The following is a 26,142-nucleotide window of genomic DNA, read 5'->3' as shown; positions in this document are numbered from 1 at the left end:
TCCCTTGAACATCAGTGGTCGCGAAACTCTTTATGGCAGGCACTGCAGGCATCTTCGACTTTCTGCACGGCCGGCCCCAGGTTGCTGGCCTTGTAAGGTTGAACCTTGCTGGCGATCACCAGTTCACCGGTGGCCGCTTCAAGGGTGCGGGCCATTTCCTGGAAGCGGGCCTGTTTCTGCCAGACATCGTCCTTGGCGCTGGTGTGATCTTCCTCACGCACCTGCGGGAAATGTTTCCACGGCTCATGGGACAACGCATCGAGCTTGACCGCACCTTCCGCAAATTTCGGCCCGTCGAAGGCGATGCGTCCGCGCAGCATGCCGCCCAGGTCTTCGCCGGTCTTGAGCATCTGCTTGAAGATCGCCTTGCGCTGACCCAGCGGGGAATTCGGGTCGACACCGCCACAGGCGGACAAGGTCAGACAGGCCAGCAATACAACAGAAATTCTTTTAAGAGTCATGGTGGCTTCAGGTCACGGAAATCGGCGGCCAGTATCCTCGGGTCACCGCCAAACACCAATAGCCCTATTAACAATAAGGGTTGCTTGAGCGCATGGAGCACTTCTGCAACCGGCACAGGAAATTCTCCATGAACAGCCGTTTCAAGGCCTGGCGTCATCCGCTCATCGCGACCCTCCCGCTGCTGGCGATCCTCGCCGGCTGCACCGGTGGCGACAGCGCCAAGCCGAAAACCCACGCCCTGGCCACGTACTCCAGCGCCACCTGGGAAGCATTGCCTGCGGTGTCCGATAGCGACCTGGTGGCCGGTTTCGGTTCGTGGCGCAGCGCCTGCACCCGGCTCAAGGCTGACCCGGTCTGGGGCGCGACCTGTGCGGCAGCCGCCAACGTGCCGCAAAAAGCCGGCGACATTCGCACGTTCCTCAAGCAGAACCTCGACGTCTTCGGCCTTCGCGCCGAGAACGACAACCCCAACGGTCTGATCACCGGCTATTACGAACCGGTCTATCCCGGCAGCCTGACGCAAACCGCCACCGCCAACGTGCCGGTGTATGGCGTGCCCGAGGACATGATCATAGTCTCGCTGGACAGCATTTACCCTGAACTCAAAGGCAAGCGCCTGCGCGGCCGCCTCGAAGGTCGTGTGCTGAAGCCTTACGACGACGCGGCGACCATCGAGAGCCAGGGCGTCAAGGCGCCGGTCGTGGCGTGGCTGACCGACCCGATGAACCTGCAATTCCTGCAGATTCAGGGTTCGGGGCGGATCCAGACCGATGACGGTCGCCAGCTGCGCATCGCCTACGCCGACCAGAACGGTCATCCGTACCGGCCGATCGGCCGCTGGCTGGTGGAACAGGGCGAGCTGAAAAAAGAAGAAGTGACCATGGGCGCGATCAGCAACTGGGCCAAGGCCAACCCGTCGCGCATTCCGGAACTGCTGGCGAGCAATCCGAGCTACGTGTTCTTCACCCGCAACCCGGACAGCAACGAAGGCCCGCGCGGCTCGCTGAACGTGCCGCTGACCGCCGGTTACAGCGCGGCTGTGGACCGCAAGGTGATTCCGCTGGGCAGCCTGTTGTGGCTCTCGACCACCCGCCCGGACGGCACGGCGCTGGTACGCCCGGTCGCTGCGCAGGACACCGGCGGCGCGATTGCCGGCGAAGTTCGTGCGGATCTGTTCTGGGGCACCGGCGATGCCGCCGGGCAACTGGCCGGCGACATGAAGCAGCAAGGGCAGATCTGGATGCTCTGGCCAAAAGGCGCGGCACTGCCGCAAGTACCGCAGGTGGCCGACAAGCCGTAAGTACAATGCAAAAGATCGCAGGCCTCGTCAGCCTGCGATCTTTTCAGGTTCAGACCGAAACGAAGAAGAAGCTGGCAATCAGCACCATCCCGACAAACCAGACCAACGAGCGCAAAGCCGCCCAGTCCGCCAGATAGCAAATGATGTAAAGCAGGCGACTGGTGATGAACAGCACCGCCAGCACATTGACCGTCACCAGCTCTGCCGTGCCCACCAGGTGCGCGACGATCACCGCCGCCGCAAACGCCGGGGTCACTTCAAAACTGTTCAGTTGCGCCGCATGGGCACGGCGCGCTACGCCATCCACGCTGTCCAGAAAGTCCCGGGGATCATGATTGTCCCGCAGTCTGAAACCACCCGAGGCCTTGGCCACGACGGTGCACAGATAGGGCAGAAAGATCGCGATCAACACACACCACAAAGCCACCGTCATAACACCGTCCTTCTTTCGAGTTTTAGAGTTGCCGGGCGCTCAGAACTTCATCACCAGCATGCCGATCAGCACCAGCCCACAGGCTAAGAGCCGCGGCCGGCCGAAAGGTTCTTTCAGGTAACGCATACCGAACAGCACCACCAGAATCACGCTGATTTCACGCAACGCCGCCGCTTCGGCAATCGAGCCCAACTGCATCGCCCACAGCACCAGAGCGTAGCTGAACAACACGCAGAACCCGACCGCCAGTCCCAGCTTCCATTGCTCGCGCCAGAACAGCTTGAACGCCGGACGCTTGGCCACCCACGCCAGCATCGGGAAAGGCCAGGCACTGAGCAGCGTGACCCAGACCAGGTAATCCAGCGGATGCGACCAGCGCCGCAGCGCCTGGCCATCGATGTAGGTGTAGCAACCGATGCACAAGCCGATCAGCGCCACCACCGGCAGCATCGACCACGGCAAGTGTTTCCCGCCGCCGCCCTGCCAGAGCAGGCAAGCCATGCCCAGCGGGATCAGCATGATCCCGAAGATCTGCTGGGTGGTCAGCACTTCACCGGCGAAGATCAGGGTCAGCGCCAGCACCACCAGCGGCGACAGTCCGCGCATCAACGGATAGACCAGCCCCAGATCGCCGACCCGATAGGCCTGGATCAGCAAATAACGATAGAGCAGTTCGAACGCCGCCGACGCCAGAATCCAAGGCCAGATTTCCGGCGGTGGCAGGCTGATGAAAGGGAACGCCAGCGCGACGCACAACAGCGCCACGGTGTCCATGCAGGCCACCACCAGCAGCCGCTCGGCGCTGAACTTGATCAACGTATTCCACGCTGCGTGCAACAGCGCCGCCACCAACACCAGAGCTGTCGCCAGCACGTGCCACTCCTTGATTCTTGTTGTTGAGCCTGAGCCAATTAGTCAGATTATTGATTCGCGATGTGTCAGCAGCTGTTTATACTGCAAGCGACCACGCCGCACTCAGTTGCGCACAGATAAATTCCAATAATTCCTGCCTGCCCCGTTCTCGTCCGAGACCGGTCGCCGGCCTGCGTATGCCTGATCAAAGCGTCAAGACTACCGACAGAGACCTTGCGCATGCCACTCGCCTTGCTTGCACTCGCTGTTGCCGCTTTCGGCATCGGCACCACTGAATTCGTCATCATGGGCCTGCTGCCCGATGTCGCCCGCGACCTCGCGGTGAGCATTCCCCACGCTGGCCTGTTGATCACTGGCTACGCCCTGGGCGTAGTGTTCGGTGCGCCGATCCTGGCGATCGGCACCGCCAACATGCCGCGCAAGGCCACGTTGCTGGGCATGACGCTGATGTTCATCCTCGGCAACGTGCTGTGCGCACTGGCGCCGAACTACGCAACGCTGATGGCCGCGCGAGTGGTCACCGCGCTGTGCCACGGCGCGTTCTTCGGCATCGGTTCGGTGGTGGCCGCCGGGCTGGTCGCGCCGAACAAACGGGCGCAGGCGATTGCGATGATGTTCACCGGTCTGACCCTGGCCAACGTTCTCGGCGTACCGCTGGGCACTGCGCTCGGCCAGTACGCCGGCTGGCGCTCGACCTTCTGGGCGGTCTCGGTGATCGGTGTGATCGCCGCCCTCGCCCAATGGCTGTGGTTGCCGAAACACATCCCGATGGACAAGGCCAACCTCGCCAGCGAGTTCAAGGTGCTGGGCAAGGTCAACGTGTTGCTGGCGCTGGGCATGAGCGTGCTGGCGTCCACCAGTCTGTTCAGCGTGTTCACCTACATCGCGCCGATTCTGCAGGACATCACCGGCGTCAGCCCTCACGGCGTGACGGTGATGCTGCTGTTGTTCGGCGTCGGTCTGACCGGCGGCAGCATGCTCGGCGGGCGCCTGGCCGACAGCCGTCTGTTGCCGTCGCTGGTGGGTGTCGCACTGGCGGTGGTAGTGATTCTGGCGGCGTTCAGCCAGACCAGTCGCTCGGTGGTTCCGGCGGCGATCACGCTGGTGCTGTGGGGGATTTTTGCCTTCGCCCTGTGCCCGATCCTGCAACTGCTGATCATCGATCAGGCGCATGAAGCACCGAACCTCGGTTCGACCCTGAACCAGAGCGCGTTCAACCTCGGCAATGCCGCCGGTGCTTGGATTGGCGGGCTGGTGGTGGCCAGCGGCGCGGACCTGGCGGACTTGCCTTGGACGGGCGCGCTGGTGGGTGTGCTGACCGTGCTGACGGCGCTGTTTTTCATCTACCTGCAACGTCGGGGTGTCGCTGCGGTCAATGTGTCCGGCTGATTTTCCCGGGGGACACAATTGTGTCCCCACCCGGCGTCAGCCCATCCAACCCTTGCGTCCATGAACGGGCGCGCTGTCTTTCCACCCCCATCCAAAGGACCCCGGATGCTTGAACTCGTCGCCGCTTTCATCTGCCTCACCACCCTCCTCACCTTTGTGAATTTCCGCTTCATCGGCCTGCCTCCGACCATCGGCGTGATGGTTACCGCACTGATGTTTTCCCTGTTGCTGCAAGGCCTGAGCCTGCTCGGCTACCCCGGCCTCGAAGAGCGCGTGCAGCAATTGATCGGCCAGATCGACTTCGGCGATCTGCTGATGAACTGGATGCTCTCGTTCCTGCTGTTCGCCGGTGCGTTGCACGTGAACCTCAACGACCTGCGCAGCTACCGCTGGCCCATCGGCCTGCTGGCGACCTTCGGCGTACTGATCGCCACCGCCGTGATCGGCAGCCTCGCCTATTACATTTTTGCCCTGTTCGGCTGGCACGTGAGCTTCCTCTACTGCCTGTTGTTCGGCGCGCTGATTTCCCCGACCGACCCGATCGCGGTACTCGGCGTGCTGCGTACGGCCAATGCCTCGAAGCCGCTGAAGACCACCATCGTCGGCGAATCGCTGTTCAACGACGGCACCGCCGTGGTGGTGTTCACCGTGCTGCTGGGCATCGCGCAATTGGGCGAAACCCCGACCGTCGGCGCCACGGCCATGCTGTTTGCCCACGAAGCCATCGGCGGCGTGCTGTTCGGCGGGCTGATCGGTTATCTGGTGTACCTGATGATCAAAAGCATCGAGCAGCACCAGATCGAAGTCATGCTGACTTTGGCGCTGGTGATTGGCGGTTCGGCGATGGCCACCGAGCTGCACGTCTCGGCACCGATTGCGATGGTGGTCGCCGGTCTGATCATCGGTAACCTCGGTCGCAACCTGGCGATGAACGACATGACGCGCAAATACCTGGACGGTTTCTGGGAATTGCTCGACGACATGCTCAACGCGCTGCTGTTCGCGCTGATCGGGATGGAGCTGTTGCTGCTGCCGTTCAACTGGTTGCACGTGGCGGCAGCAAGTCTGCTGGCGCTGGCGATTCTGCTGTCGCGCCTGCTCACCGTGGCCCCGGCCATCGTCCTGTTGCGCCGCTGGCGCACCGTGCCGCGCGGCACTATCCGGATCCTTACCTGGGGTGGTTTGCGCGGCGGAGTTTCGGTGGCACTGGCACTGGCCCTGCCGCTGGGCCCAGAGCGCGATCTGCTGCTGAGCATCACTTACATCGTGGTGCTGTCATCGATCCTGTTGCAGGGCCTGACCATCGGCAAACTGGTCAAGCACGCAACGCGCGACGAGCCGGCGAGCGCTGCCGAGCCCGTGCACCATTGATCATTTCTTGATCTGCTGCGGATCGGGCTTTTCGGCCTGATCCGCAGACTCTTTCGGAGCGCCGCTTTCACTGCGGATCTGCGCATGACTGATCAGGGCGAAGATGAAACTGCCGCCGATGATGTTCCCCGCCAGGGTCGGCCCGGCAAACACCGCCCAGAAATCACTCCACGGCAACTCGCCGGCAAACACCAGATACGACACCTCCGCCGACCCCACCACGATGTGAGTGAAATCGCCCAATGCCATCAGATAGGTGATGAGGATGATGATCCACATCTTCGCGCTCTCCATGGACGGAATCATCCAGACCATGGTGGCGATCATCCAGCCGGAAACGATGCCCTTGGCAAACATCTGACTCGCGTGGTTCTCCATGACCTTGCGGCCGATTTCGAGGAAGGCCTCGTCGGTCTTGCTGTCGAAGATCGGCAGTTCGAGCATCACGTACGCCACCAGAATCGTCCCGCACAGGTTGCCGAACAGCACCACTGTCCAGAGCCGGATCAACCGACCGAAATTGGCCAGGGTCGGTTTAGTCATCACGGGCAGCACGGCGGTCAGGGTGTTTTCGGTGAACAGTTGCTGGCGGGCGAGGATCACCGCGAGAAAACCCGCGCAGTAGCCGAAGCTGGCGATCACCTTGAATTCGTCGCCCTCGGGCAGACGCGAGTTGAGCAGGCCCATGCCCATCAGCGACAGGCCCATGGTCAGCCCGGCCGCGAGCGCCGACCACCACAGCGCAGCGATGCTGCGCTCCAGTTCCTGGTCGCCCTGTTTGCGGATGATTTCATGCAGAACCGCCGCGCGGGGCGGCTGGTTTTTCTCGACTTCGTGCTGTTCCTTGGCCGAGAGATCGGGGGTCTTGCCGTCTGTAGGTGTGGTCATGGCGGGAAACCGGTGGCGGGGTCATAAGGCTACGACACGCGCCGCTCGGCTTCCGTTCGCCGGTGTGACGCGATTACTCGGTAACGGGCACGTCATCCTTGAACTGGTCTTTGACATACCTGATCTCGGTTCGCCCGTGCGGCGCCGGCAAGCCGTCTTCGCCGAGGTTGACGAAGACCATCTTCTCGACGGTCAGGATGCTCTTGCGGGTGATCTTGTTGCGCACTTCGCAGGTCAGGGTGATCGAGGTGCGGCCGAACTCGGTGGCGGTGATGCCCAGTTCGATGATGTCGCCCTGGCGCGAGGCGCTGACAAAGTTGATCTCGGAAATGTACTTGGTCACCACGCGCTGGTTGCCCAGTTGAACGATGGCGTAGATCGCCGCTTCTTCGTCGATCCAGCGCAGCAGGCTGCCGCCGAACAGGGTGCCGTTGGGGTTGAGGTCTTCGGGTTTTACCCACTTGCGGGTGTGGAAATTCATCTTCACTCCTGAGCGTCTTGCCGAATGATGGCGCCATCTTGGCAGACTGAGCGGTCATGCTCCATGAGGCTTCTACTATGGTCGCGATTGGCGATCTTCATCTGGCCGACAGAAACCCTTTGGAAGATCAGTCTAGACGGCTATAATCGCCCCCGTTTCAAAACGGTAACCTTCACTTGCTACCGTTTTCCCGCCACCTGTCCGAGGGGCGCTGCAGCAGGTTCAACCTGTCAGGCTCGGATGGGGCGTTGACCGGCTCAGGCCGGACACTAAACGCACAACGGCGCCCATTCGCATACATTACGAATGGAGGCTCTTCATGAGCGCTGTTATCACGCCTGCAGATTTTAACGATTACAAAGTTGCCGACATGTCCCTGGCTGCCTGGGGCCGTCGCGAAACCATCATCGCCGAGTCGGAAATGCCGGCCCTGATGGGTCTGCGCCGCAAGTACGCTTCCGAGCAGCCGCTGAAAGGCGCAAAAATCCTCGGCTGCATCCACATGACCATTCAGACCGCCGTGCTGATCGAAACCCTGGTTGCCCTGGGTGCCGAAGTGCGCTGGTCGTCCTGCAACATTTTCTCGACTCAGGATCAGGCCGCCGCTTCCATCGCCGCTGCCGGCATCCCGGTATTCGCCTGGAAAGGCGAGACTGAAGAAGAGTACGAGTGGTGCCTGGAGCAGACCATCCTGAAAGATGGCCAGCCATGGGACGCCAACATGATCCTCGACGACGGCGGCGACCTGACCGAGCTGCTGCACAAGAAATACCCACAGGTTCTGGACCGCGTTCACGGCGTGACCGAAGAAACCACCACCGGCGTGCACCGCCTGCTGGACATGCTGGCCAAAGGCGAGCTGAAAATCCCGGCCATCAACGTCAACGACTCGGTGACCAAGTCCAAGAACGACAACAAGTACGGCTGCCGACACAGCCTGAACGACGCCATCAAGCGCGGCACCGACCACCTGCTGTCCGGCAAGCAAGCGCTGGTCATCGGCTACGGTGACGTGGGCAAGGGCTCGGCCCAGTCCCTGCGTCAGGAAGGCATGATCGTCAAGGTTTCCGAAGTTGACCCGATCTGCGCCATGCAAGCCTGCATGGACGGTTTCGAACTGGTTTCGCCGTTCATCGACGGTATCAACGACGGCACCGAAGCAAGCATCGACAAAGCGCTGCTGGGCAAGATCGACCTGATCGTGACCACCACCGGTAACGTCAACGTTTGCGACGCAAACATGCTCAAAGCCCTGAAGAAGCGCGCCGTTGTCTGCAACATCGGTCACTTCGACAACGAAATCGACACCGCTTTCATGCGCAAGAACTGGGCATGGGAAGAAGTGAAGCCACAGGTACACAAGATCCACCGTACCGGCCCGGGCGCTTTCGACGCTCAGAACGACGACTACCTGATCCTGCTGGCGGAAGGCCGTCTGGTGAACCTGGGCAATGCCACCGGTCACCCAAGCCGCATCATGGACGGTTCGTTCGCCAACCAGGTTCTGGCGCAGATCTTCCTGTTCGGCCAGAAGTACGCCGACCTGTCGCCAGCCCAGAAAGCCGAGCGTCTGACCGTTGAAGTACTGCCGAAGAAACTCGACGAAGAAGTGGCCCTGGAAATGGTCCGCGGATTCGGCGGCGTGGTCACTCAACTGACCAAGCAACAGGCTGACTACATCGGCGTGACCGTCGAAGGCCCGTTCAAGCCGCACGCTTACCGCTACTAAGACAAGAGCAGCTGCGAGCTACAAGCTTCAAGCGGCAAGCAAGGTCAAAAGCCGGACTTGCCGTACGAAGCTTGAGAGCTCTGCCCCTATTTCAGAACAGTTTCAGGCAGTAGGTTTCACGCACGAGAGATCAGCGCACCTCCGCTTCTCTCGCAGCTTGTAGCTTGCCGCTCGTAACTGGAGGCTTCCTCCATGTCCCAAGAACGTCGCTACAGCTTCGAGTTCTTCCCGACCAAGACCGATGCTGGGCATGAAAAACTGCTCGCCACTGCCCGTCAGTTGGCCACCTACAACCCTGACTTCTTTTCCTGCACCTACGGCGCGGGCGGTTCGACCCGTGACCGCACGCTGAACACCGTTCTGCAGCTGGAAAGCGAAGTCAAAATCCCCGCCGCCCCGCACCTGTCGTGCGTCGGCGACAGCAAGGACGACCTGCGCGGCCTGCTGAACGAGTACAAGGCCGCCGGCATCAAGCGCATCGTCGCCCTGCGCGGTGACCTGCCATCCGGCATGGGCATGACCAGCGGCGAGCTGCGTCACGCCAATGAACTGGTTGAATTCATTCGTGAAGAAACCGGCAATCATTTCCACATCGAAGTCGCCGCCTACCCGGAGATGCATCCGCAAGCGCGCAACTACGAAGACGATCTCGCCAACTTCGTGCGCAAGGCCCGTGCCGGCGCCGACAGCGCGATCACCCAGTACTTCTTCAACGCCGACAGCTACTTCTACTTTGTCGACCGGTTGCAGGCGCTGGGCGTGGACATTCCGGTCGTTCCGGGCATCATGCCAATCACCAACTACAGCAAACTCGCACGCTTCTCCGATGCCTGCGGTGCGGAAATCCCGCGCTGGATCCGCAAGCAACTGGAAGCCTACGGCGATGACAGCCAGAGCATTCAGCGCTTTGGTGAACAGGTCGTCAGCGAGATGTGCGAACGCCTGCTGCAAGGCGGCGCGCCTGGCCTGCACTTCTATTCCATGAACCAGGCGGAACCGAGCCTGGCGATCTGGAATAATCTGAAGTTGCCGCGCTAAACGATTCAAGACAGTAAAAAGTGCCCTCTTCAGAGGGCCTTTTTACATTTAAAAGTACCAATGGAATATTGTCGTCAATGATCTGCGATTCTTCGAACCCACGCCCTCAACTCGTCTACCTGGTTTTTGGCTCTGAAACCTATCACCAGGAAGCCGTGTTCAGCATCGCGAGTGCCCTGGCCTGGCTTCGTGAATCACCAGATGTGACGATTGATATCCAGGTGTTCAGTGACAATCCGCAGCCTTACGAAAAACTCCCGGTACGAGTGCGTCCCCTCGATGCTGCCACCCGTCAGCGCTGGAGCGAACCTCACGGCTACCACTTCCGCACCAAACACGTTGCTTTGCGAACGGTGCTCGAAGAGTCCGAGACAGCCTTGCTGATCGACACCGACACTTTTTTTCATTGCTCGCCAGTCAAACTGTTCGAACGGGTGCAACCCGGCACGCTGCTGTGCAATGACTACTACTTGCAATACGGCACCAACAAGGAAAACCTGCTCTACAGCGCTCTGTCGAAAACCCTGCTGGAGAGAGGCCTGGCTGACGATCAAATGATGCTGCTCAACTCTGGCGTCATCGGCCTGCATCGCCAAGATGCGCAAGTGCTTGATCGCTCGATTGCGCTGATCGACGAGCTGTTCCCGCTCGCCCAAGGTGCCTACACCCTGGAAGAGTTCTGCCTGTCAGTGGCAGCCTATCGCACACTGGACATCAAGAAGTGTCCGGAGCTGATTCATCACTACTGGAGCCGCAAGCAGCTGTTCAGGGCCAAGGTTCAGGCCTGGGTCGCCAAGCATGGCGACAACCCGACCTGTCAGGCTGCACTGGATGACACCCGTCTCGTTTCCGCGCGACTGCCACGTCCGCCACGTATGCAGCGCATGCTTTACAAAGTCATCACCCTGATGCTGCCCGCGCACCTTCGCCAGTTCATTCGCGAAATTCTCTACGGTTGCTATAAGCACCCCAACGAATTCGACCAGGCCTGCGCACCGGTGTGGTGGGAAAAGGCACTGAAAAACCAGCAGGAAAGGATTGGCAAGAAAGTTTGTCAGCATTTGCTGGAAGAATGGTTCAGCAGAAGACTGGTCAGACTGGTTCTGGGCTCGCGCTACACGACAATTCATCAGCACCTGCTCAATTCATCCGGCAAATAGCGGCATCGCATCGAAACTCTTCGCTTGCAGCGTTAAACATGCATGCCAGAGCTTCTCATCAGGCGATTCGCGTACTAACCTCAGGCCATGCCTGTCATTGTCCAGTTGCTGAGCGTTTTGCTGTTTACTTGCCTGAGCTTCGCTGCTCGGGGCGAGAAGTTGCGCATTGTCACCGAGCCATGGGCACCGTATGTCTATGAACAAGGCGGCAAGAATCTCGGGCTGGACTACGAAACCACCGCCATCGTATTCAAGCGCTTGGGCATCGAAGTCGAATGGCAGTTTTTGCCCTGGAAACGCTGCCTGTCGATGCTCGAAACCGGCCAGGCCGACGGCGCGCTGGACATCTTCCACAGCGACGAACGCGACGCCACCCTGCTCTACCCTAGCGAACCGCTGTCGGACGTCGAGTTCGTGATGTTCTACGCCAACGAGCGTCCGCACCCTTTTCACAGCCTTGAAGACCTCAAAGGCCTGACGGTCGGCACCTCGCCGGGCTATCTGTACAGCCCCGACTTTCGCGAATCGACGCTGTTCACCCGCGAGCCGGCCCCGACCCACGAAGCCAATTTCGGCAAACTGGTGCGCGGGCGCATCGACCTGCTGATCACTGATCGCCGCGTGGGTCAGCATTTGCTCGATGAACTGGGCATTCGCGACAAGATCACGGAAAACCCCACGGTCATCAGCCGCCAGAGCCAGTTTCTGGCCGTGCGGCGCAATGCCGGGATGGATTTGCTGGTGCAGCGCTTCGGCGCCGAACTCAAGCGTTTCAAGCGCGAACCGGCCTATGCCGAGCTCAGCGCCCGCTACGGCGCGGCCCCCGCCCTGACGGCGCCACTGGGCAGTGCAACCGCCAGCGGCAAAACCGTTGAGCAGCAGGAAAGCGGCGCGCAGTGATTGCTCTGTTATACTCCGGCGTTCCCGCCAGGCTCACGCCCGGACGCCCGGAACCGTAACAGGCCTCCCGACCCGCTACAGCGCAGCTTTTCAGCCCGCGCGAGCGCTCCGGACGTGCCTTCGGAACCGCAGCAGGACCGGACGGGATTGCGTCCTCTTAAACGCCATTCGCGCCAGGCAAGACTCCCATTGGGCCAAGCCCTAACTGAAACAGGATTACTCATGTCCTTTGCTTCCCTCGGTCTCTCCGAGGCTTTGGTCCGCGCTATCGAAGATGCGGGCTATACCGAGCCTACTCCGGTGCAACAGCGGGCCATTCCCGCCGTGTTGCAAGGTCGCGACCTGATGGTTGCGGCACAGACAGGTACCGGTAAAACCGGCGGTTTCGCCCTTCCGATCCTGGAGCGGCTGTTCCCCAACGGCCACCCGGACAAATCCCAGCGTCACGGCCCGCGCCAACCGCGCGTGCTGGTCCTGACCCCGACCCGCGAACTCGCGGCCCAGGTTCACGACAGCTTCAAGATCTACGCCCGTGACCTGAAATTCGTCAGCGCCTGCATCTTTGGCGGCGTCGGCATGAACCCGCAGGTTCAGGCCATGTCCCGTGGCGTGGACGTCCTCGTTGCCTGCCCGGGTCGTCTGCTCGACCTGTGCGGCCAGGGCAGCGTCGATCTGTCCCACGTTGAAATCCTCGTGCTCGACGAAGCCGACCGCATGCTCGACATGGGCTTCGTCCACGACGTGAAGAAAGTCCTCGCGCGTCTGCCGGCCAAGCGTCAGAACCTGCTGTTTTCGGCGACCTTCTCCAAAGACATCACGGATCTTGCCGGCAAGCTGCTGCACAACCCGGAACGCATCGAAGTGACGCCGCCGAACACCACGGTCGAGCGCATCGAACAACGCGTATTCCGCCTGCCAGCCAGCCACAAGCGTGCGCTGCTGGCCCACCTGATCACCGCCGGCGCGTGGGAACAGGTGCTGGTGTTCACCCGCACCAAGCACGGCGCCAACCGTCTGGCCGAGTACCTGGACAAGCACGGCCTGCCGGCTGTGGCGATCCACGGCAACAAGAGCCAGAACGCCCGCACCAAAGCTCTGGCCGACTTCAAGGCCGGTGAAGTGCGCATCCTGGTTGCCACCGACATCGCGGCGCGCGGTCTGGACATCGACCAGTTGCCACACGTGGTCAACTTCGAACTGCCGAACGTCGATGAAGACTACGTGCACCGTATCGGCCGTACTGGCCGTGCCGGTCGTTCGGGCGAGGCGATCTCGCTGGTCGCACCGGACGAAGAAAAACTGCTGAAAAGCATCGAACGCATGACCAAGCAGAAAATCGCCGACGGCGACCTGATGGGCTTCGATGCCAGCACCATCGAGGCCGAGAAGCCCGAAGCCCGTGAGCGTCCGGACATGCGCAACCCGCGCAATGCCCGTGGCCCACGCGGCGACGGCCCGAATGGCGGCGGCGGTGGCGGCGGTCGTAAAGACAAAGGCAAAGACAAGGGCAAGGAAAAACCGGCCGGCGATCGTGGCGAGCGTCCAGCCCGTCAACAAAAGCCGCGTGAAGGCACCCCGGCCCGCGAACAGCGCCAGCCAAGCCAGCCGCCACGCGCCGCTGCTGACCGTGCTCCGGACGAATTCCTCGACGACGATATCGATAACTTCGGTAACCGCGTCGATTACGTGCCGAAGCAGGCTCCGGCCGGTGGTCGCAACCGTCGTCCAGGCGCTCCGGCGCAAGGCGCAGGTTCGGGCGCACCCCGCGGCGGTCAGCCACAAGGTCGCCAGAACGGCCCACGCAACAGCAACGGTTCGAGCACCGGCACTCCGCCAGGCAAGCGCAGCGGCCCACGCAACGGTGCTCCGCGTGACGGTCAGGGTCGTCGCGATGAAAACCCGCGCAACCGCCGCCCGGCCCGTGACGATCAGCAACGCGCTGAACCGGCCGTGCAGAACCCGCGCAGCAGCGGGCCGAAGATCATGCACAAGGAATCGAAAGCCGACCGCTTCCCGACGCCTGAGCAGCTGGATCAACTGCCAAGCCGCCCACGCGGTGAAAAACCGGCCTTGCTGACCCGCAATCGCTGAGTTTTCGACTGCAATGAAAAATGCCCCGGTCTGAAAACCGGGGCATTTTCTTGTGCGCCGCCGAGACGAGGGTTGCGACAGGCAATAAAAACGCCCCCGATCGCAAGACCGGGGGCATTTTTGTGTGGCCGGCGAAAATTACTTCGCTTTCACACCTTCAAACGAAACGTACAGCTCGACCGCGTCGGACTTCGGACCCAGGTCTTTCTGCTTGCCGAAATCGGAACGCTTGATGGTGGTGGTGCCTTCGAAGCCGGCACGGTAGCCACCCCATGGATCCTTGCCTTCGCCCAGGAAGGTCGCCTTCACGACCACTGGCTTGGTGACGCCCAGGATGGTCAGGTCGCCGGTCACGTCAGCGGTGTTGGCACCGGTGGACTTGACGCTGGTGGAGACGAAGGTCGCCTTGGCAAACTTGCTGGCGTTCAGGAAGTCAGCGCTGGCGATGTGCTTGTCGCGCTCGGCGTGGTTGGTGAACACGCTGGCGGTGTTCACGTTGAACTCGATCTTGCTGTCTTCAGGCTTGGCAGCGTCGAAGCTGAACTTGCCATCGATGTCCTTGAAGGTACCGGTGATGAAGCTGTAGCCCAGGTGGCTGATCTTGAAGTCGACGAAGGCGTGCTGGCCTTCTTTGTCAACCACGTAGTCAGCGGCCATCACGTTGGCGGACAGGACGGCAGAGCCGATTGCCAGAGCGGCCAGAGTCTTTTTCAACATGCTTTGTTTTCCTTTGGAGTCGAGGTTGAACATCAGGCTTTGCGTCCCAGCATTCGTGTCAGGGTCGCATCACGATCGATAAAGTGGTGCTTCAATGCTGCCAACGCATGAAGGCCGGAAAAAATTACCAGCGCCCATGCCAGCCAGAGATGAATCACACCGGCGGTATCTGCCTGATCCGGTAGTCCGGAAACCAGTGCAGGAACTTCAAACAGGCCAAACACCGGGATCCCGACACCGTCTGCGGTGGAAATCAGGTAACCGGCAATCATCACGGCGAACAGCGCAAGGTACAGAAACCCATGGCCAAACTTCGCACCGATGCGGGTCATGCGGCTGTAGCTTTGCAACGTTGGCGGCGGTGGACTGACAAAGCGCCACAACACCCGCAACACCATCACACCCAGCAGCACCAGACCGATGCTCTTGTGCAGATCCGGCGCGTCTTTGCGCCAGGTGCTGTAGTAATCCAGCCCCACCATCCACAGACCCAGCGCGAACAGCCCGAAGACCGCCAGCGCCACACCCCAGTGCATGAAGATGCTGACCCAACCGTAGCGCGAAGAAGAGTTACGTAGCTGCATTGCCCAAATCCTGTGAGAACTGCGAACCAAGACTAGCGAGTTATCTATCGAATTAAAGCGGAAAATTTCGCTTTGAAATATCGAGAAATACGATCAAGAGTCTTGAACAGGGGAGTTAAGGAAAGATTAAAGACAAAAGTGTGGCGGGATGTTGTGAATCACGGGCAAAAAAAAGCGCGGCCTGAAAGCCGCGCTTTTTCATTTACCGCAAAGCCTTACTGCGCTTTGGTCTCGGTGGTTGCCGCCGGTTTAGCCGCTGGCTTCTTCGCCGGTTCAGCTTTTTTCGCCGCTGGTTTGGCCGGAGCTTTTTTCGCTTCGGTCTTCGCCGCCGGTTTCTTCGCTGCTGGCTTGGCTGCCGCTTTCTTGGCTGGCTCGGCTTTTACCGGAACTGCTGGCTTCGGTGCTTCCACCGGGGCTGGCGCAGGAGCCGGGGTCGGTGCAGGCGCTGGAGCGGCTGGAGCAGGTGCCGGCTCTGGCGCTTTCACTGGCTCTGGCTTCTTATCGTCGTCCGAACCGCCGAACAGGTTGGTGAAGAAGTTGCCTTTCTTCGCCGCCACTGCCGCACCCGCTGCACCCGCTGCACCTGCCGCTGCGGCGGTGGCTGCTGCCGGGCCGACTTTGGCCGGTTCGAAGGATTTGCCCGCCGCCAGGTCTTCAACCTGACTGGCCGCGCGCTGACCGGTGCGCAGTGCGCCCTCCAGGGTGCCCGGGTACAAGGTGTCGGTGTGTTCGCCGGCAAACGCTACGCGCTGCAGCGGACGCTCCCACAGGCGCCAGAATTTGCTGATCTGGCCAGGGCCGAAGGCCAGGTAGGAACCACCGGTCGATGGATCGGTGCTGTAGCGACGGATTTCATAACCGGTGAACGAGCCACGGGCCTGTGGATAAAACGTGTGCAGACGAATCAGCACCTGATCGACCATCTGCTTGTCGCCGAAGGCCTGCATGACGCGGGCGTTGTCGCCGGACAGGTTGATCACCACGTTCGCGCCGCCCTTCAGGGCTGGCTCGATCCACAACATGCCCAGGCCGGTGTTGCTATAGATCTCGCCGGACATCCGCGCCTTGCTTTCCCATACCGGCGTCTTGAACTTCAGCATGATCTGGTCGCGCCAGCCGTAGTTGGTGCCTTTGATCGCGGCCAGGTGCTGGGCGTCCAGCGCCGGAGTCAGCTGGATCTTGTTGAGGGCGCGCAACGGCACCGCCAGCACAACGTAATCGGCCTGGTAGCCAACGCTGCCGACCTTGACGGTCACGCCGTCCTTGTCCTGGGTGATGGCAGATACTGGCGAGTTGGTCTTGATGGTTTTCAGCTGTTTGACGAAGGCCTGAGCCAGCACCGGGCTGCCACCGACCAGACGCGAAGCGCGCAGGTCACGGTCGGACACGCCGCGATACACCCGGCTCTGCTGTGCGAAGTACAGCAGCGACAGGCGCGAAGGCTCGTCGTAGTGGGTGCGGATGTCCTGGTTGATCAGCTGACGTGCGGTGGCCGGCAGGTTCTGCTTGTCGAGCCAGCTCGAGACGTTGATCTGGTCCAGAGCGTGCAGGGTGTTGGTCGCCGCCGGGTTCTGCGGATCGTCGATCGAGCGCGCCAGATCGTCACGGGTTTTCTCGTAGCGCTTGAGCGCTTCGGCCGTGGCAGGCTGTTTGGCGGTCAGGTCGGCGGCGGAAAAATACTCGCCGTCGATCAGGTAACCCGGAGTCCGTACGAATTCAGGCGCCGGCGTGGTGTTCAGCTTGAAGGTCGATACGTATTTGTTCAGCACCGGTTGAGTCTTGTCGTTGCCGATCCACTCGCTGGTGGCCATGCCCGAGCGACCGCCCAGGCTCGGTTTGGCTTCGAGCAGCGTGACCTGCCAGCCCTTGTTCTGCAGTTCGTAAGCCGCCGTCAGGCCCGACAGGCCGCCGCCGATCACGATTGCGGTTTTATCCTTGGCCAGCGCCGTAACGCTAAACAGCCCCAACACCACTAGCGCACAGGCGCGCAGCCAACCGACAGACATTCAGCGAACTCCGGATAAACACGTAGGAAAATGCAGTTTTGCGGGTCAGACGACCCAAAGAACCGCGAAGAATACGTCAGCCATCAAAACGCCGCCAGCGACGTCTATCGGCCCATACAAAGTAGCTCAATCGACACAATGGGTTGTCCCGGCGCGACGCATTGCATAGGCTTGCGCGATTGTTTGCCCGCGCCTGACGCGAGCCGCCTCGAGGAGACTGAACATGGGCTTGAACAACCAGTGGATGCAACGCGATCTCGCGGTGCTGTGGCATCCCTGCACCCAGATGAAAGACCACGAACAGCTGCCGCTGATCCCGATCAAGCGCGGTGAAGGCGTCTGGCTGGAAGACTTCGAAGGCAAGCGTTATCTGGATGCGGTCAGCTCCTGGTGGGTCAACGTGTTCGGCCACGCCAACCCGCGCATCAACCAGCGCATCAAGGATCAGGTCGATCAGCTGGAACACGTGATTCTGGCCGGTTTCAGCCATCAGCCGGTGATCGAGCTGTCCGAGCGTCTGGTGAAGATGACGCCGGAAGGCCTGAACCGGGTGTTCTACGCCGATAACGGTTCGTCCTGCATCGAAGTCGCGCTGAAAATGAGCTTTCACTACTGGCTCAACCGCGGCCAGCCGAACAAGAAGCGCTTCGTCACCCTGACCAACAGCTATCACGGCGAAACCATGGCGGCGATGGCGGTCGGTGACGTGCCGTTGTTCACCGAAACCTACAAAGCCCTGCTGATGGACACCATCAAGGTGCCGAGCCCGGATTGTTACCTGCGCCCGCAGGGCATGAGCTGGGAAGAGCATTCGCGCAACATGTTCGCGGCCATGGAACAGACGCTGGCCGAGAACCACGACAGCGTCGCTGCCGTGATCGTCGAGCCGCTGATCCAGGGCGCCGGCGGCATGCGCATGTACCACCCGGTCTATCTCAAGCTTTTGCGCGAAGCCTGCGACCGTTACGGCGTGCATCTGATTCACGACGAAATCGCCGTCGGCTTCGGCCGCACCGGGACGATGTTCGCCTGCGAGCAGGCCGGCATCCGCCCGGACTTCCTCTGCCTGTCGAAAGCCCTGACCGGCGGTTATCTGCCGTTGGCGGCGTGCCTGACCACCGACGAGGTGTACAGCGCCTTCTACGACGATTACCCGACCCTGCGTGCCTTCCTGCATTCGCACAGCTACACCGGCAACCCGCTGGCCTGTGCGGCGGCATTGGCGACCCTGGATATTTTCGAGCAGGACAACGTGATCGAGAACAACCGGGCGCTGGCCCAGCGCATGGCGTCGGCGACAGCGCATCTGGTGGATCATCCGAATGTTTCGGAAGTGCGTCAGACCGGCATGGTGCTGGCGATCGAGATGGTCAAGGACAAAGCCACGAAAGAGGCTTATCCGTGGCAGGAACGTCGCGGTCTGAAGGTGTTCCAGCATGCGCTGGAGCGTGGCGCGTTGCTGCGTCCGCTGGGCAGCGTGGTGTATTTCCTGCCGCCGTACGTGATCACCCCGGAGCAGATCGACTTCCTCGCCGAAGTCGCCAGCGAAGGCATCGACATCGCCACCCGTGACAGCGTCAGTGTGGCGGTGCCGAAGGATTTCCATCCCGGGTTCCGTGATCCGGGCTGATCTAACTTACTTGAGTTGAAGGCTCGTTCCCACGTCGAGGCGTCGAACCGTCTGCGTGGGAATGCCTCACCGGACGCTCTGCGTCCGCTCTTGGGACGCAGAGCGTCCCGAGCTGCATTCCCACGCGGAGCGTGGGAACGATCTAATCAGAGAGACCCGAAATGAGACTGTCCCGCTTCTTTATCGACGCCCCGCTCAGCACCGGCGAACACGAACTGCCGGAAGCCCAGGCGCATTACATCAGCCGCGTGCTGCGCATGGCCGAGGGCGATGCGGTGCAGTTGTTCGACGGTTCCGGCCACGAGTTTCGCGGATCGCTGGTTGAAGTCGGCAAGAAACGCGTGGTGGTGCAGATCGACGAGCAGTTCGCCGGTCAGGTCGAATCACCGCTGCAAATCCACCTCGGCCAGGGCCTGTCCCGGGGCGAGCGGATGGACTGGGCAATCCAGAAAGCCACCGAACTGGGCGTGACTGAAATCACCCCGATCTTCAGCGAGCGCTGCGAAGTCCGCCTCAAGGACGAACGCGCCGACAAACGCCTGCTGCACTGGCGTCAGGTGGCGATCAGCGCTTGCGAGCAATGCGGTCGTTCGCGAGTACCGGTGATTCATCCACCGGTGCTGCTGGCCGACTGGCTGAAGCAGACCGAAGCCGAGCTGAAACTGGTGCTGCACCCGGTGGCCGAGCCGCTGGTCAGCCACACCAAACCATCGACCCTGGCGTTCCTGATCGGCCCGGAAGGCGGCTTGTCCGACGCCGAAGTCGAGCAAGCCAAGGCCGGCGGCTTCCACGCCGCCCGCCTCGGCCCGCGCGTGCTGCGCACCGAGACTGCGCCGGTTGTGGCGCTGGCGGTGGCGCAGCAACTGTGGGGTGATTTCTAACCCGTCACTGCACCGGATCACTGGTTGGTCTGGCAATGATTGCCTTGAGTTCGCTGGTCATCGGGAACTCAAGGTTCAGGCCCTTCGGCGGGATCGGTTGTTCGAACCACTTGCGGTAGATGCCGTTGATCTCCCCCGAGCTGTACAGGTCGGCCAGCACACCGTTGACCAGCGCGAGAAATTGCGGATCATCCTTGCGCACCATGCAGCTGTAGATTTCCCGCGATTGCTCCTCCCCCACCACGACCCAGTTATGCGGGTCGCGCGCCTTGGCCCGTTCGCCGTAAAGCAGCGCATCGTCCATGTAGAACGCCGCCGCACGTCCCGATTGCAGCATCTGGAACGCCTCGCCGTGATCCTTGGCGCTAATCACGAACATGTTCAGTTTGTGGTCGAGGTTGTAGCTCTTCAGATAACGCTCGTTAGTGGTGCCGGCGGTGGTCACCACGTTCTTGCCGCGCAGGTCGTCGAAGCTGTGGATGCCGCTGTCCCTGGCGGTCAGCAGCTGCCCTTTGACGTAGATGAAACCGTAGGAAAACGCGACCTGTTTCTGCCGTTCGGCGGTCACTCCGGTGGAGCCGCATTCAAGGTCGACCGTGCCGTTCTGCACCAGCGGAATCCGCGTCTGCGACGTCACCAGGTTGTACTTCACCTTCAGCTCCGGCAACGCCAGTTGCTGCTGGATGCGCTCGACGATCTTGTCCGCCAGTTCCACCGAATACCCCATTGGCTGGCCGGTGTGATCGCCCACATACGAGAACGGCACCGACGCATCGCGATAACCCAGGGTGATGCTGTTGGCGCTGGCGATCTTGCCGAGCGTACCGGTCAGCGGCACTTCATTGGCCTGCGCCTGAGCGCCGAAAACCAGCGCCAGAGTGCAGCCGAGCAACGTGATTTTTTGCATTGTTATTCTCCGTTGTGGGTGGGGTGTTTTAGCAGAAACCGTCACGCCGCACGGGGATTGAACCCGTGCAGATCAATGGATGTGCGCTGCTGGCCAATCAGCTCGCTGAGCAACTGCCCGCTGCCGCAGGCCAGGGTGAAACCCAGCGAGCCGTGGCCGAGGTTGAGCCACAGATTGCGATACGCCGTGGCGCCCAGCAACGGAACGCCGGTGGGCGTGGCCGGTCGCATGCCGGCCCACTCCACGGCCGCGTCGTAGTGGCCGGCGTCGGGAAAGGTGTCGCGGGCCTGGCGCTTGATCAGCGCCAGCCGCTCGGGGTCCACCGCCGGGTCGAAACCGACGATGTCGACCATCGCCGCCACGCGCAGTTGTTCGCCGATGCGCGCGTAGACGATCTTGCGGTCGTAGTCGGTGATGCTCACATCTGGTGCCCGGTGTTCGTTGCCGATCGGCACGGTCAGGCTGTAGCCCTTCAGCGGATACAGCGGCAGGCGCAGGCCGGGCAGCGCCAGCAACGGGCTGCGATGGCCGGCGGCGATTACCAGTTGTTCGACCGGCAGCGTTTCGTCGCCAAGTTCAATGGCTGTGACCGCGCCGTGGCTGTGACGAATGCGGGTGACTGCCTGACCGAGGTGAAACTCGCAGCGACCCGACGCCTTCAATCGCGCCGCCAACTGCTGGCAGAAACCGTGACAATCGCCGACTTCTTCATCCGGCGTGTAGATCGCGCCTACAAACGGCGCATCGGCCAGTGCCGGTTCCAGTTGCGCACATTCGGTGGCGGACAAAACCTGCTGTTGCTGCGGATCGGCCAGGCCTTTGCGTGCATGCTCGAAGCTGGAGGCGTTGCGGAAGGTCACCAGTTTGCCGTTGCGCCGCCAGTTGAAACCGACCAGCCCGTCGTCCTCGCGCCAGCGTTTCAGGGTGCTCTGGCTGAACAACGCCAGACGCAAAAGATGCGCGGCGTTTTCGCGGTTGACCGAGGTGCGGCACGCGGCGAGAAACGAGGCCATCCAGCGCCATTGCACCGGGTCCAGGCGCGGGCGCAGCTTGAGCGGTGAATCGCCGCGCAGCATCCAGCCGATCGCCTGCAACGGCACGCCGGCATCGGCCAACGGGGCAACGTAGCGGTAGGACAACTGGCCGCCGTTGGCGAAGCTGGTTTCGCTGCCCAGCGACTGCCGCGCCTCGACCACTGTCACTTCGAAACCGTCGCGCACCAGCGCCCAGGCCGTTGCCAACCCGATCACGCCGCCGCCAATGATGCACACACGCTGAGCCATGTCCGTCCTTAACAGTTCTTGAAGACGAGGCCGAGGTTAGGGTGAGGTGACAGGCGCCGAACAATGAATAAAGATGCCAGACCTATAAACAAAGGTTATGGGATCGTCATGCGCCTTCGTCATATCGAGATTTTCCAGGCCATTCGCCAGACCGGCTCGGTCAGCGCTGCTGCGCAGTTGCTGCATGTCTCGCAACCGGCGGTGACCAAGGTGTTGCAGCACGCCGAGCAGCAGTTGGGTTTTCCATTGTTTCTGCGAGTGCGCGGAAAGTTGCAGGCGACCCCGGAAGCGCTGGAGCTGGAGCGCGAAGTCGACAAGGTCACCGAAAGCCTGCAAGGCGTGCGGCGTCTGGCCCAGAGCCTGCGCCGCGAACCCGGTCACAGCCTGCGGATCGGCGCGACCCCGGCGCTGGCGCTGTCGTTGCTGCCGCCGGCGATCCGGCAATGGACGGCGCAGTTCCCGGACATCGCCTGCGAACTGTCGAGCGCCCACAGCCGCGAGCTGATGCAGAACCTGCTGATGCGCGAAGTGGACGTGGCGCTGACGTTGCAGTTGCCGGACCATCCGGGGCTGAAGGCCCAGGCTTTGGCCTCGGGGGTTTTGGTGGCGCTGGCGCCGAAAGGTTATTGGCCGGAGGAAGATGCCGGTCAGCCGTTGCCGCTGATGGCTCTGGCCGGGGCGCCGCTGATCGGCCTGTCTAGCGCCGATCCATTGGCCGCCCGCCTCGATAGTTATCTCGAAGCGGTCGAACCGCCGCCGCGGGTGCGGATCGCCGTGCAGACGTATTCACTGGCGCGAGCGATGGTGGAGTCCGGCGCCGGGGTGGCCGTGATCGATCCGTTCACCGCCCTCGGTGCCTCGCCGACCAGCACCGTGATTCGCCCACTCGCCCCGCCGCTGCCGATCACGCTGTACGCCGTGACCCGCGCCACCGAGCCACCGCCGCATACGCTGCATGATTTGCTGCAGATCTTCAGTCAGCGCGCCGGCGAACAACTCGGTCGGCTGATGGGCGCTTAAAGGACGTAAAACAGAATCGCCACAAAATGCAGCAGGCTCCCGGCGATCACGAACAGATGCCAGATCCCATGGGCATGCCGCAACCGATGGTCGAGGGCAAAAAAGATGATCCCCACGGTGTACAGCACACCGCCCGACGCCAGCCAGGCAAACCCCGCCGTCCCGAGCGCCGCGATCAGCGGCTTGACCGCCACCAGCACGATCCAGCCCATCACCGCGTAGATCACGATCGACAGGATCCGCGCCTCCGAGCGCGGCTTGATCTCTTGCAGAATGCCTATCAGCGCCAGCCCCCAGACAATCCCGAACAACGTCCAGCCCCACGGCCCGCGCAAAGTCACCAGGCAGAACGGCGTGTAACTGCCGGCGATCAGCAAGTAGATCGAAAAGTGATCGACCTTCTTCATGATCGCTTTCTTGCGCCCCCGCACGCTGTGGTAAACGGTGGACGCGCTGTAGAGCACCAGCAAGGTGAAGGCGTAAATCGCCACGCTGACGATCTTCCACGGGCTGCCGTCGAGGCTGGCAATCACCAGCATCCAGACGCCCCCGACAAACGCCGCTACCGCACCGACCAGATGCGTCCAGGCGTTCAGTTTTTCTCCGTGATACATGTGTCGCACACCTCGATTTCGTTACCGCAACACGCAAGGCTCGGGCCTTGAGCGTAAAAGCGCAATGTTTCCGTTCAACGCAGGCAGGCACCTGTCCTGATATTTGGGCACAATCGACCGATACCAAGAAGAGTCCGCGCCATGCTGATCGACGAAGAATTGACCCTGAAGAAACTCGAGGTGTTCCTCGCCTTCATGCGCACCGGCAACCTCGCCCGCGCCGCCGCCGAGTTGCAGACCAGCAACGTCAGCGTGCACCGCGCGATCCATTCGCTGGAAAGCGCCCTGCGCTGTCCGCTGTTCAAACATGAAGGGCGTAACCTGACGCCGCTGGAAAGCGCCTACGTGCTCGAAGAGCGGGCGCAGAAGCTGATTCAGGACGTGGTCGAAAGCGTGCGCCTGACCCGCGAAGCCGCCGGGTTCTCGGCCGAGCGCTTCAAGCTTGGCTCGCTGTATTCGCTGACAGTGAAAACCGTGCCGCAGCTGATCATGGGTTTGAAGATCCGCCGCAGCGAACTCAATATCGACCTGATCCTCGGCTCGAACATCGACCTGCTCTACAAGCTGAAAAACATGGAAGTCGACGCGATCCTGGTGTCGCTGGACGACACCGTCAACGACCCGGACTGCGAGCAGATTCCGCTGTTTTCCGACGACATTTTCCTCGCCACCCCGGCCGATTCCCGCTTCGCCCAACGCAGCGAAGTGGATCTGGCGGAGGTGCGCGACGAAACCTTCATCACCCTGACCCAAGGCTTCGCCACCCACCAGGACGGCATCCGAGTGTTCCGGCAGGCGGGGTTCGAGCCGAAGGTAGCGATGCAGGTCAACGACATCTTCACCCTGCTGAGCATGGTCAGTTCCGGGGTCGGTTACGCGTTGCTGCCGGGGAGGATTGCGGCGGTGTACGAGAACCGGGTGAAGCTGATTCCGTTGCAGGAGAAGTACCGGTTGCAGCAGCACATTGGCGTGGTGTTCTTGAAGGCCAAGGAGCGGGATCCGAATTTGCTGGCGTTGCTGGCGGAGTGTCGGATGTACGCCAATCGCCAGACCTGAAACCGAGTCGCCTGCATCGCTGGCAAGCCAGCTCCCACAGGGATTTGTGCTGATTCGGAAATCTTCTTACAACACAAAACCTGTGGGAGCTGGCTTGCCAGCGATGGCGTCAGACCCGACAACCCAGAATCCGAAAATCAGCCCACAATCCCACGAACAATGAAGAACAGCAGCGAAGGCCCAAGCAAACACCCAAGTCCGGTGTGAAACGTAGCCGTCAACGCCCCATAAGGCACCAACCGCCGATCCGTCGCCGCCAGCCCCGCCGTCACGCCGCTCACCGTCCCGGCCAGCCCGCCAAACACCATCGCCGAGCGCGGGTTATCCAGGCCCATCCAGCGCGCCGCCACCGGCGTGCCGACCATCACCAGAATCGCCTTGATCAACCCGGTGGCAATCGACAGCGCCATCACATCCGACGTCGCGCCAATCGCCGCACCGGTCACCGGCCCGACGATGTAAGTCACCGCACCCGCGCCGATGGTGGTCATGCTCACCGCATCGCGATAACCGAACGCGTAAGCCATGCACGCGCCGACAATGAACGGCAGGATCGTGCCCAGCAGCAGCGCAATCACGCCGATCATCCCGGCCTTCTTCGCCTCGGTCGCCTGCACTTCAAATGCTGTGGCAACGATGGCGAAATCCCGCAGCATCGCGCCGCCCATCAGACCGATGCCGGAGAACAGCGTCAGGTCCGCCAGCCCCTTCTGCCCGCCGGTCATCGTCCCGCCGACCCAGGCCAGCACCAGGCCAATGACGATGGCAATCGCCGAGCCGTGAATCCGCCCGAACGTCAGCCGCTTGGAGAGGATCACCGAAACCCACATGATCACGCCGACGAAGGCAAAGGCAGTGATCAGACCGTTGTGTTCCAGACCTTTCTCAATGAGATCCCACATGTCAGCGACCTCCTACCGGTGTGCCGACCGGGGAGATTTCCGCCGGTTCGTCGGGCAATGGCTCGCCCTTGTGGGTGCGGCTGATCAAGGCAATCGTGCAGCCACAGACCAGCACCGAACCGATTGCCGCCAGCACCGCCACCGGGCCGCCGTGCAGGGCGGTGACGACGTTCTGTTGCGCGGCCATCGCCACCACCACCGGAATGTACATGGCGCCCCAGAAGCCGACGCCCATTTCGCAATCCTTGGTCATGCCGCCGCGTTTCTGCATCCACAACCGCGCGCAGATCAACAGGATCATGGCGATGCCGACCCCGCCGACGTTGGATTTGACCCCCAGCAGCACGCCGAGCAGGTCACCCATGATCACCCCTGCCAGCGTACAGATCGCCAGCAGCGCCACACCGTAAATAATCATTGTTGTAGT

At 61.6% G+C, this 26,142-nt stretch carries 25 protein-coding genes and 1 riboswitch; of the genes, 12 read left to right on the top strand and 13 right to left on the bottom strand.

What is annotated here, in order from left to right; genetic code table 11:
- Nucleotides 1–11 precede the first annotated feature (11 nt).
- Nucleotides 12–461, bottom strand: a complete 450-nt coding sequence (locus tag L6D82_RS05965; protein WP_007959696.1) for a c-type cytochrome — start codon at nucleotides 459–461, stop codon at nucleotides 12–14.
- A gap of 128 nt (nucleotides 462–589) precedes the next feature.
- Between L6D82_RS05965 and mltA the strand changes: the two genes are divergently transcribed.
- Nucleotides 590–1,762, top strand: coding sequence for a murein transglycosylase A (mltA, locus tag L6D82_RS05960; protein ID WP_085746664.1), 1,173 nt, complete (start codon nucleotides 590–592; stop codon nucleotides 1,760–1,762).
- A gap of 49 nt (nucleotides 1,763–1,811) precedes the next feature.
- Here mltA and L6D82_RS05955 read toward each other — a convergent pair whose 3' ends face one another.
- On the bottom strand, nucleotides 1,812–2,195 hold the full coding sequence (locus tag L6D82_RS05955) for an MAPEG family protein (protein WP_085746665.1): 384 nt from the start codon (nucleotides 2,193–2,195) through the stop codon (nucleotides 1,812–1,814).
- A gap of 39 nt (nucleotides 2,196–2,234) precedes the next feature.
- Nucleotides 2,235–3,068 carry an EamA family transporter gene (locus L6D82_RS05950; RefSeq protein ID WP_236188352.1) on the bottom strand — a complete coding sequence of 278 codons (834 nt, stop codon included), beginning with the start codon at nucleotides 3,066–3,068 and terminating at the stop codon, nucleotides 2,235–2,237.
- Nucleotides 3,069–3,287: 219 nt separating this feature from the next.
- On the opposite strand from L6D82_RS05950, the gene L6D82_RS05945 reads away from it, so the two are divergent.
- Both L6D82_RS05945 and L6D82_RS05940 read left to right on the top strand, forming a co-directional pair.
- The gene (locus tag L6D82_RS05945; RefSeq protein ID WP_007959692.1) at nucleotides 3,288–4,457 is read left to right on the top strand and encodes an MFS transporter; all 1,170 of its coding nucleotides are present in this window, start codon (nucleotides 3,288–3,290) and stop codon (nucleotides 4,455–4,457) included.
- A gap of 105 nt (nucleotides 4,458–4,562) precedes the next feature.
- Complete coding sequence (locus L6D82_RS05940) at nucleotides 4,563–5,828, top strand: cation:proton antiporter (RefSeq protein WP_085746667.1); 1,266 nt, start codon at nucleotides 4,563–4,565, stop codon at nucleotides 5,826–5,828.
- On the opposite strand, the gene L6D82_RS05935 is transcribed toward L6D82_RS05940, so the two are convergent.
- Together L6D82_RS05935 and L6D82_RS05930 are read right to left on the bottom strand one after the other, a co-directional pair.
- Nucleotides 5,829–6,716, bottom strand: a complete 888-nt coding sequence (locus L6D82_RS05935; RefSeq protein WP_102685756.1) for a formate/nitrite transporter family protein — start codon at nucleotides 6,714–6,716, stop codon at nucleotides 5,829–5,831. It abuts the gene before it with no gap.
- Nucleotides 6,717–6,789: 73 nt separating this feature from the next.
- A complete protein-coding gene (locus tag L6D82_RS05930; RefSeq protein WP_011336338.1) occupies nucleotides 6,790–7,197 on the bottom strand; it encodes an acyl-CoA thioesterase in 408 nt (135 codons plus the stop codon).
- A gap of 197 nt (nucleotides 7,198–7,394) precedes the next feature.
- A riboswitch (S-adenosyl-L-homocysteine riboswitch) is annotated at nucleotides 7,395–7,493 on the top strand.
- A gap of 23 nt (nucleotides 7,494–7,516) precedes the next feature.
- Here L6D82_RS05930 and ahcY point away from each other — a divergent pair.
- The 5 genes from ahcY (at nucleotide 7,517) to L6D82_RS05905 (ending at nucleotide 14,115) form a co-directional block, all read left to right on the top strand.
- A complete protein-coding gene (ahcY, locus tag L6D82_RS05925) occupies nucleotides 7,517–8,926 on the top strand; it encodes an adenosylhomocysteinase (protein ID WP_007961892.1) in 1,410 nt (469 codons plus the stop codon).
- A gap of 192 nt (nucleotides 8,927–9,118) precedes the next feature.
- Nucleotides 9,119–9,964 carry a methylenetetrahydrofolate reductase [NAD(P)H] gene (gene metF, locus L6D82_RS05920; RefSeq protein ID WP_065261847.1) on the top strand — a complete coding sequence of 282 codons (846 nt, stop codon included), beginning with the start codon at nucleotides 9,119–9,121 and terminating at the stop codon, nucleotides 9,962–9,964.
- 77 nt (nucleotides 9,965–10,041) lie between these two features.
- Complete coding sequence (locus L6D82_RS05915) at nucleotides 10,042–11,124, top strand: hypothetical protein (protein ID WP_236188350.1); 1,083 nt, start codon at nucleotides 10,042–10,044, stop codon at nucleotides 11,122–11,124.
- An 87-nt stretch (nucleotides 11,125–11,211) separates the two neighbouring features.
- Nucleotides 11,212–12,024 carry a substrate-binding periplasmic protein gene (locus L6D82_RS05910; protein ID WP_085746670.1) on the top strand — a complete coding sequence of 271 codons (813 nt, stop codon included), beginning with the start codon at nucleotides 11,212–11,214 and terminating at the stop codon, nucleotides 12,022–12,024.
- Between the two features lie 222 nt (nucleotides 12,025–12,246).
- The gene (locus tag L6D82_RS05905) at nucleotides 12,247–14,115 is read left to right on the top strand and encodes an RNA helicase RhlE2 (RefSeq protein WP_236188348.1); all 1,869 of its coding nucleotides are present in this window, start codon (nucleotides 12,247–12,249) and stop codon (nucleotides 14,113–14,115) included.
- A 138-nt stretch (nucleotides 14,116–14,253) separates the two neighbouring features.
- Here L6D82_RS05905 and L6D82_RS05900 read toward each other — a convergent pair whose 3' ends face one another.
- The 3 genes from L6D82_RS05900 to L6D82_RS05890 all read right to left on the bottom strand — a co-directional run bounded on the left by L6D82_RS05900 (nucleotide 14,254) and on the right by L6D82_RS05890 (nucleotide 17,422).
- Nucleotides 14,254–14,832 carry a YceI family protein gene (locus L6D82_RS05900; protein WP_045121911.1) on the bottom strand — a complete coding sequence of 193 codons (579 nt, stop codon included), beginning with the start codon at nucleotides 14,830–14,832 and terminating at the stop codon, nucleotides 14,254–14,256.
- Nucleotides 14,833–14,864: 32 nt separating this feature from the next.
- Nucleotides 14,865–15,416 carry a cytochrome b gene (locus L6D82_RS05895; protein WP_074692051.1) on the bottom strand — a complete coding sequence of 184 codons (552 nt, stop codon included), beginning with the start codon at nucleotides 15,414–15,416 and terminating at the stop codon, nucleotides 14,865–14,867.
- Nucleotides 15,417–15,631: 215 nt separating this feature from the next.
- Complete coding sequence (locus L6D82_RS05890) at nucleotides 15,632–17,422, bottom strand: flavin monoamine oxidase family protein (RefSeq protein WP_236188345.1); 1,791 nt, start codon at nucleotides 17,420–17,422, stop codon at nucleotides 15,632–15,634.
- Nucleotides 17,423–17,645: 223 nt separating this feature from the next.
- Here L6D82_RS05890 and L6D82_RS05885 point away from each other — a divergent pair, with 223 nt between their 5' ends.
- The gene (locus L6D82_RS05885; RefSeq protein ID WP_007953301.1) at nucleotides 17,646–19,052 is read left to right on the top strand and encodes an adenosylmethionine--8-amino-7-oxononanoate transaminase; all 1,407 of its coding nucleotides are present in this window, start codon (nucleotides 17,646–17,648) and stop codon (nucleotides 19,050–19,052) included.
- Nucleotides 19,053–19,213: 161 nt separating this feature from the next.
- The gene (locus L6D82_RS05880; RefSeq protein ID WP_236188343.1) at nucleotides 19,214–19,933 is read left to right on the top strand and encodes a 16S rRNA (uracil(1498)-N(3))-methyltransferase; all 720 of its coding nucleotides are present in this window, start codon (nucleotides 19,214–19,216) and stop codon (nucleotides 19,931–19,933) included.
- A gap of 4 nt (nucleotides 19,934–19,937) precedes the next feature.
- On the opposite strand, the gene L6D82_RS05875 is transcribed toward L6D82_RS05880, so the two are convergent.
- Together L6D82_RS05875 and L6D82_RS05870 are read right to left on the bottom strand one after the other, a co-directional pair.
- Nucleotides 19,938–20,840 (bottom strand): transporter substrate-binding domain-containing protein, encoded by a 903-nt coding sequence (locus L6D82_RS05875; RefSeq protein ID WP_236188342.1) that lies wholly within the window; start codon nucleotides 20,838–20,840, stop codon nucleotides 19,938–19,940.
- Nucleotides 20,841–20,881: 41 nt separating this feature from the next.
- Nucleotides 20,882–22,123, bottom strand: coding sequence for a D-amino acid dehydrogenase (locus L6D82_RS05870; protein ID WP_236188341.1), 1,242 nt, complete (start codon nucleotides 22,121–22,123; stop codon nucleotides 20,882–20,884).
- A gap of 108 nt (nucleotides 22,124–22,231) precedes the next feature.
- On the opposite strand from L6D82_RS05870, the gene L6D82_RS05865 reads away from it, so the two are divergent.
- Complete coding sequence (locus L6D82_RS05865) at nucleotides 22,232–23,143, top strand: LysR family transcriptional regulator (RefSeq protein WP_236188339.1); 912 nt, start codon at nucleotides 22,232–22,234, stop codon at nucleotides 23,141–23,143.
- Here the strand turns inward: L6D82_RS05865 and trhA are convergent.
- A complete protein-coding gene (gene trhA / locus L6D82_RS05860; protein ID WP_011336351.1) occupies nucleotides 23,140–23,757 on the bottom strand; it encodes a PAQR family membrane homeostasis protein TrhA in 618 nt (205 codons plus the stop codon). The genes L6D82_RS05865 and trhA overlap by 4 nt on opposite strands.
- A 141-nt stretch (nucleotides 23,758–23,898) precedes the next feature.
- Here trhA and L6D82_RS05855 point away from each other — a divergent pair, with 141 nt between their 5' ends.
- Nucleotides 23,899–24,813: a LysR family transcriptional regulator gene (locus L6D82_RS05855; RefSeq protein WP_085689645.1), complete on the top strand. Its 915-nt coding sequence runs from the start codon at nucleotides 23,899–23,901 to the stop codon at nucleotides 24,811–24,813.
- Between the two features lie 137 nt (nucleotides 24,814–24,950).
- On the opposite strand, the gene madM is transcribed toward L6D82_RS05855, so the two are convergent.
- Together madM and madL are read right to left on the bottom strand one after the other, a co-directional pair.
- A complete protein-coding gene (gene madM, locus L6D82_RS05850; RefSeq protein WP_007953314.1) occupies nucleotides 24,951–25,715 on the bottom strand; it encodes a malonate transporter subunit MadM in 765 nt (254 codons plus the stop codon).
- Between the two features lies 1 nt (nucleotide 25,716).
- Nucleotides 25,717–26,133 carry a malonate transporter subunit MadL gene (madL, locus tag L6D82_RS05845; RefSeq protein WP_064600048.1) on the bottom strand — a complete coding sequence of 139 codons (417 nt, stop codon included), beginning with the start codon at nucleotides 26,131–26,133 and terminating at the stop codon, nucleotides 25,717–25,719.
- Nucleotides 26,134–26,142 lie beyond the last annotated feature (9 nt).

Origin of the sequence: Pseudomonas paraglycinae, from assembly GCF_021601625.1 — a bacterium.
GTDB classification, from domain to species: domain Bacteria; phylum Pseudomonadota; class Gammaproteobacteria; order Pseudomonadales; family Pseudomonadaceae; genus Aquipseudomonas; species Aquipseudomonas paraglycinae.
The sequence above is the reverse complement of the archived record's forward strand: the minus strand, read 5'-3'. Positions and strand labels throughout refer to the sequence as shown.

Coding starts and splice junctions, on each gene's coding strand:
- ahcY (WP_007961892.1), top strand. CDS start 7,517: ATGAGCGCTGTTATCACGCCTGCAGATTTTAACGATTACAAAGTTGCC.
- L6D82_RS05940 (WP_085746667.1), top strand. CDS start 4,563: ATGCTTGAACTCGTCGCCGCTTTCATCTGCCTCACCACCCTCCTCACC.
- L6D82_RS05915 (WP_236188350.1), top strand. CDS start 10,042: ATGATCTGCGATTCTTCGAACCCACGCCCTCAACTCGTCTACCTGGTT.
- L6D82_RS05855 (WP_085689645.1), top strand. CDS start 23,899: ATGCTGATCGACGAAGAATTGACCCTGAAGAAACTCGAGGTGTTCCTC.
- madL (WP_064600048.1), bottom strand. CDS start 26,133: ATGATTATTTACGGTGTGGCGCTGCTGGCGATCTGTACGCTGGCAGGG.
- metF (WP_065261847.1), top strand. CDS start 9,119: ATGTCCCAAGAACGTCGCTACAGCTTCGAGTTCTTCCCGACCAAGACC.
- L6D82_RS05900 (WP_045121911.1), bottom strand. CDS start 14,832: ATGTTGAAAAAGACTCTGGCCGCTCTGGCAATCGGCTCTGCCGTCCTG.
- trhA (WP_011336351.1), bottom strand. CDS start 23,757: ATGTATCACGGAGAAAAACTGAACGCCTGGACGCATCTGGTCGGTGCG.
- L6D82_RS05910 (WP_085746670.1), top strand. CDS start 11,212: ATGCCTGTCATTGTCCAGTTGCTGAGCGTTTTGCTGTTTACTTGCCTG.
- L6D82_RS05880 (WP_236188343.1), top strand. CDS start 19,214: ATGAGACTGTCCCGCTTCTTTATCGACGCCCCGCTCAGCACCGGCGAA.
- L6D82_RS05930 (WP_011336338.1), bottom strand. CDS start 7,197: ATGAATTTCCACACCCGCAAGTGGGTAAAACCCGAAGACCTCAACCCC.
- L6D82_RS05965 (WP_007959696.1), bottom strand. CDS start 461: ATGACTCTTAAAAGAATTTCTGTTGTATTGCTGGCCTGTCTGACCTTG.
- L6D82_RS05955 (WP_085746665.1), bottom strand. CDS start 2,195: ATGACGGTGGCTTTGTGGTGTGTGTTGATCGCGATCTTTCTGCCCTAT.
- L6D82_RS05875 (WP_236188342.1), bottom strand. CDS start 20,840: ATGCAAAAAATCACGTTGCTCGGCTGCACTCTGGCGCTGGTTTTCGGC.
- L6D82_RS05885 (WP_007953301.1), top strand. CDS start 17,646: ATGGGCTTGAACAACCAGTGGATGCAACGCGATCTCGCGGTGCTGTGG.
- madM (WP_007953314.1), bottom strand. CDS start 25,715: ATGTGGGATCTCATTGAGAAAGGTCTGGAACACAACGGTCTGATCACT.
- L6D82_RS05890 (WP_236188345.1), bottom strand. CDS start 17,422: ATGTCTGTCGGTTGGCTGCGCGCCTGTGCGCTAGTGGTGTTGGGGCTG.
- L6D82_RS05895 (WP_074692051.1), bottom strand. CDS start 15,416: ATGCAGCTACGTAACTCTTCTTCGCGCTACGGTTGGGTCAGCATCTTC.
- mltA (WP_085746664.1), top strand. CDS start 590: ATGAACAGCCGTTTCAAGGCCTGGCGTCATCCGCTCATCGCGACCCTC.
- L6D82_RS05905 (WP_236188348.1), top strand. CDS start 12,247: ATGTCCTTTGCTTCCCTCGGTCTCTCCGAGGCTTTGGTCCGCGCTATC.
- L6D82_RS05935 (WP_102685756.1), bottom strand. CDS start 6,716: ATGACCACACCTACAGACGGCAAGACCCCCGATCTCTCGGCCAAGGAA.
- L6D82_RS05870 (WP_236188341.1), bottom strand. CDS start 22,123: ATGGCTCAGCGTGTGTGCATCATTGGCGGCGGCGTGATCGGGTTGGCA.
- L6D82_RS05945 (WP_007959692.1), top strand. CDS start 3,288: ATGCCACTCGCCTTGCTTGCACTCGCTGTTGCCGCTTTCGGCATCGGC.
- L6D82_RS05865 (WP_236188339.1), top strand. CDS start 22,232: ATGCGCCTTCGTCATATCGAGATTTTCCAGGCCATTCGCCAGACCGGC.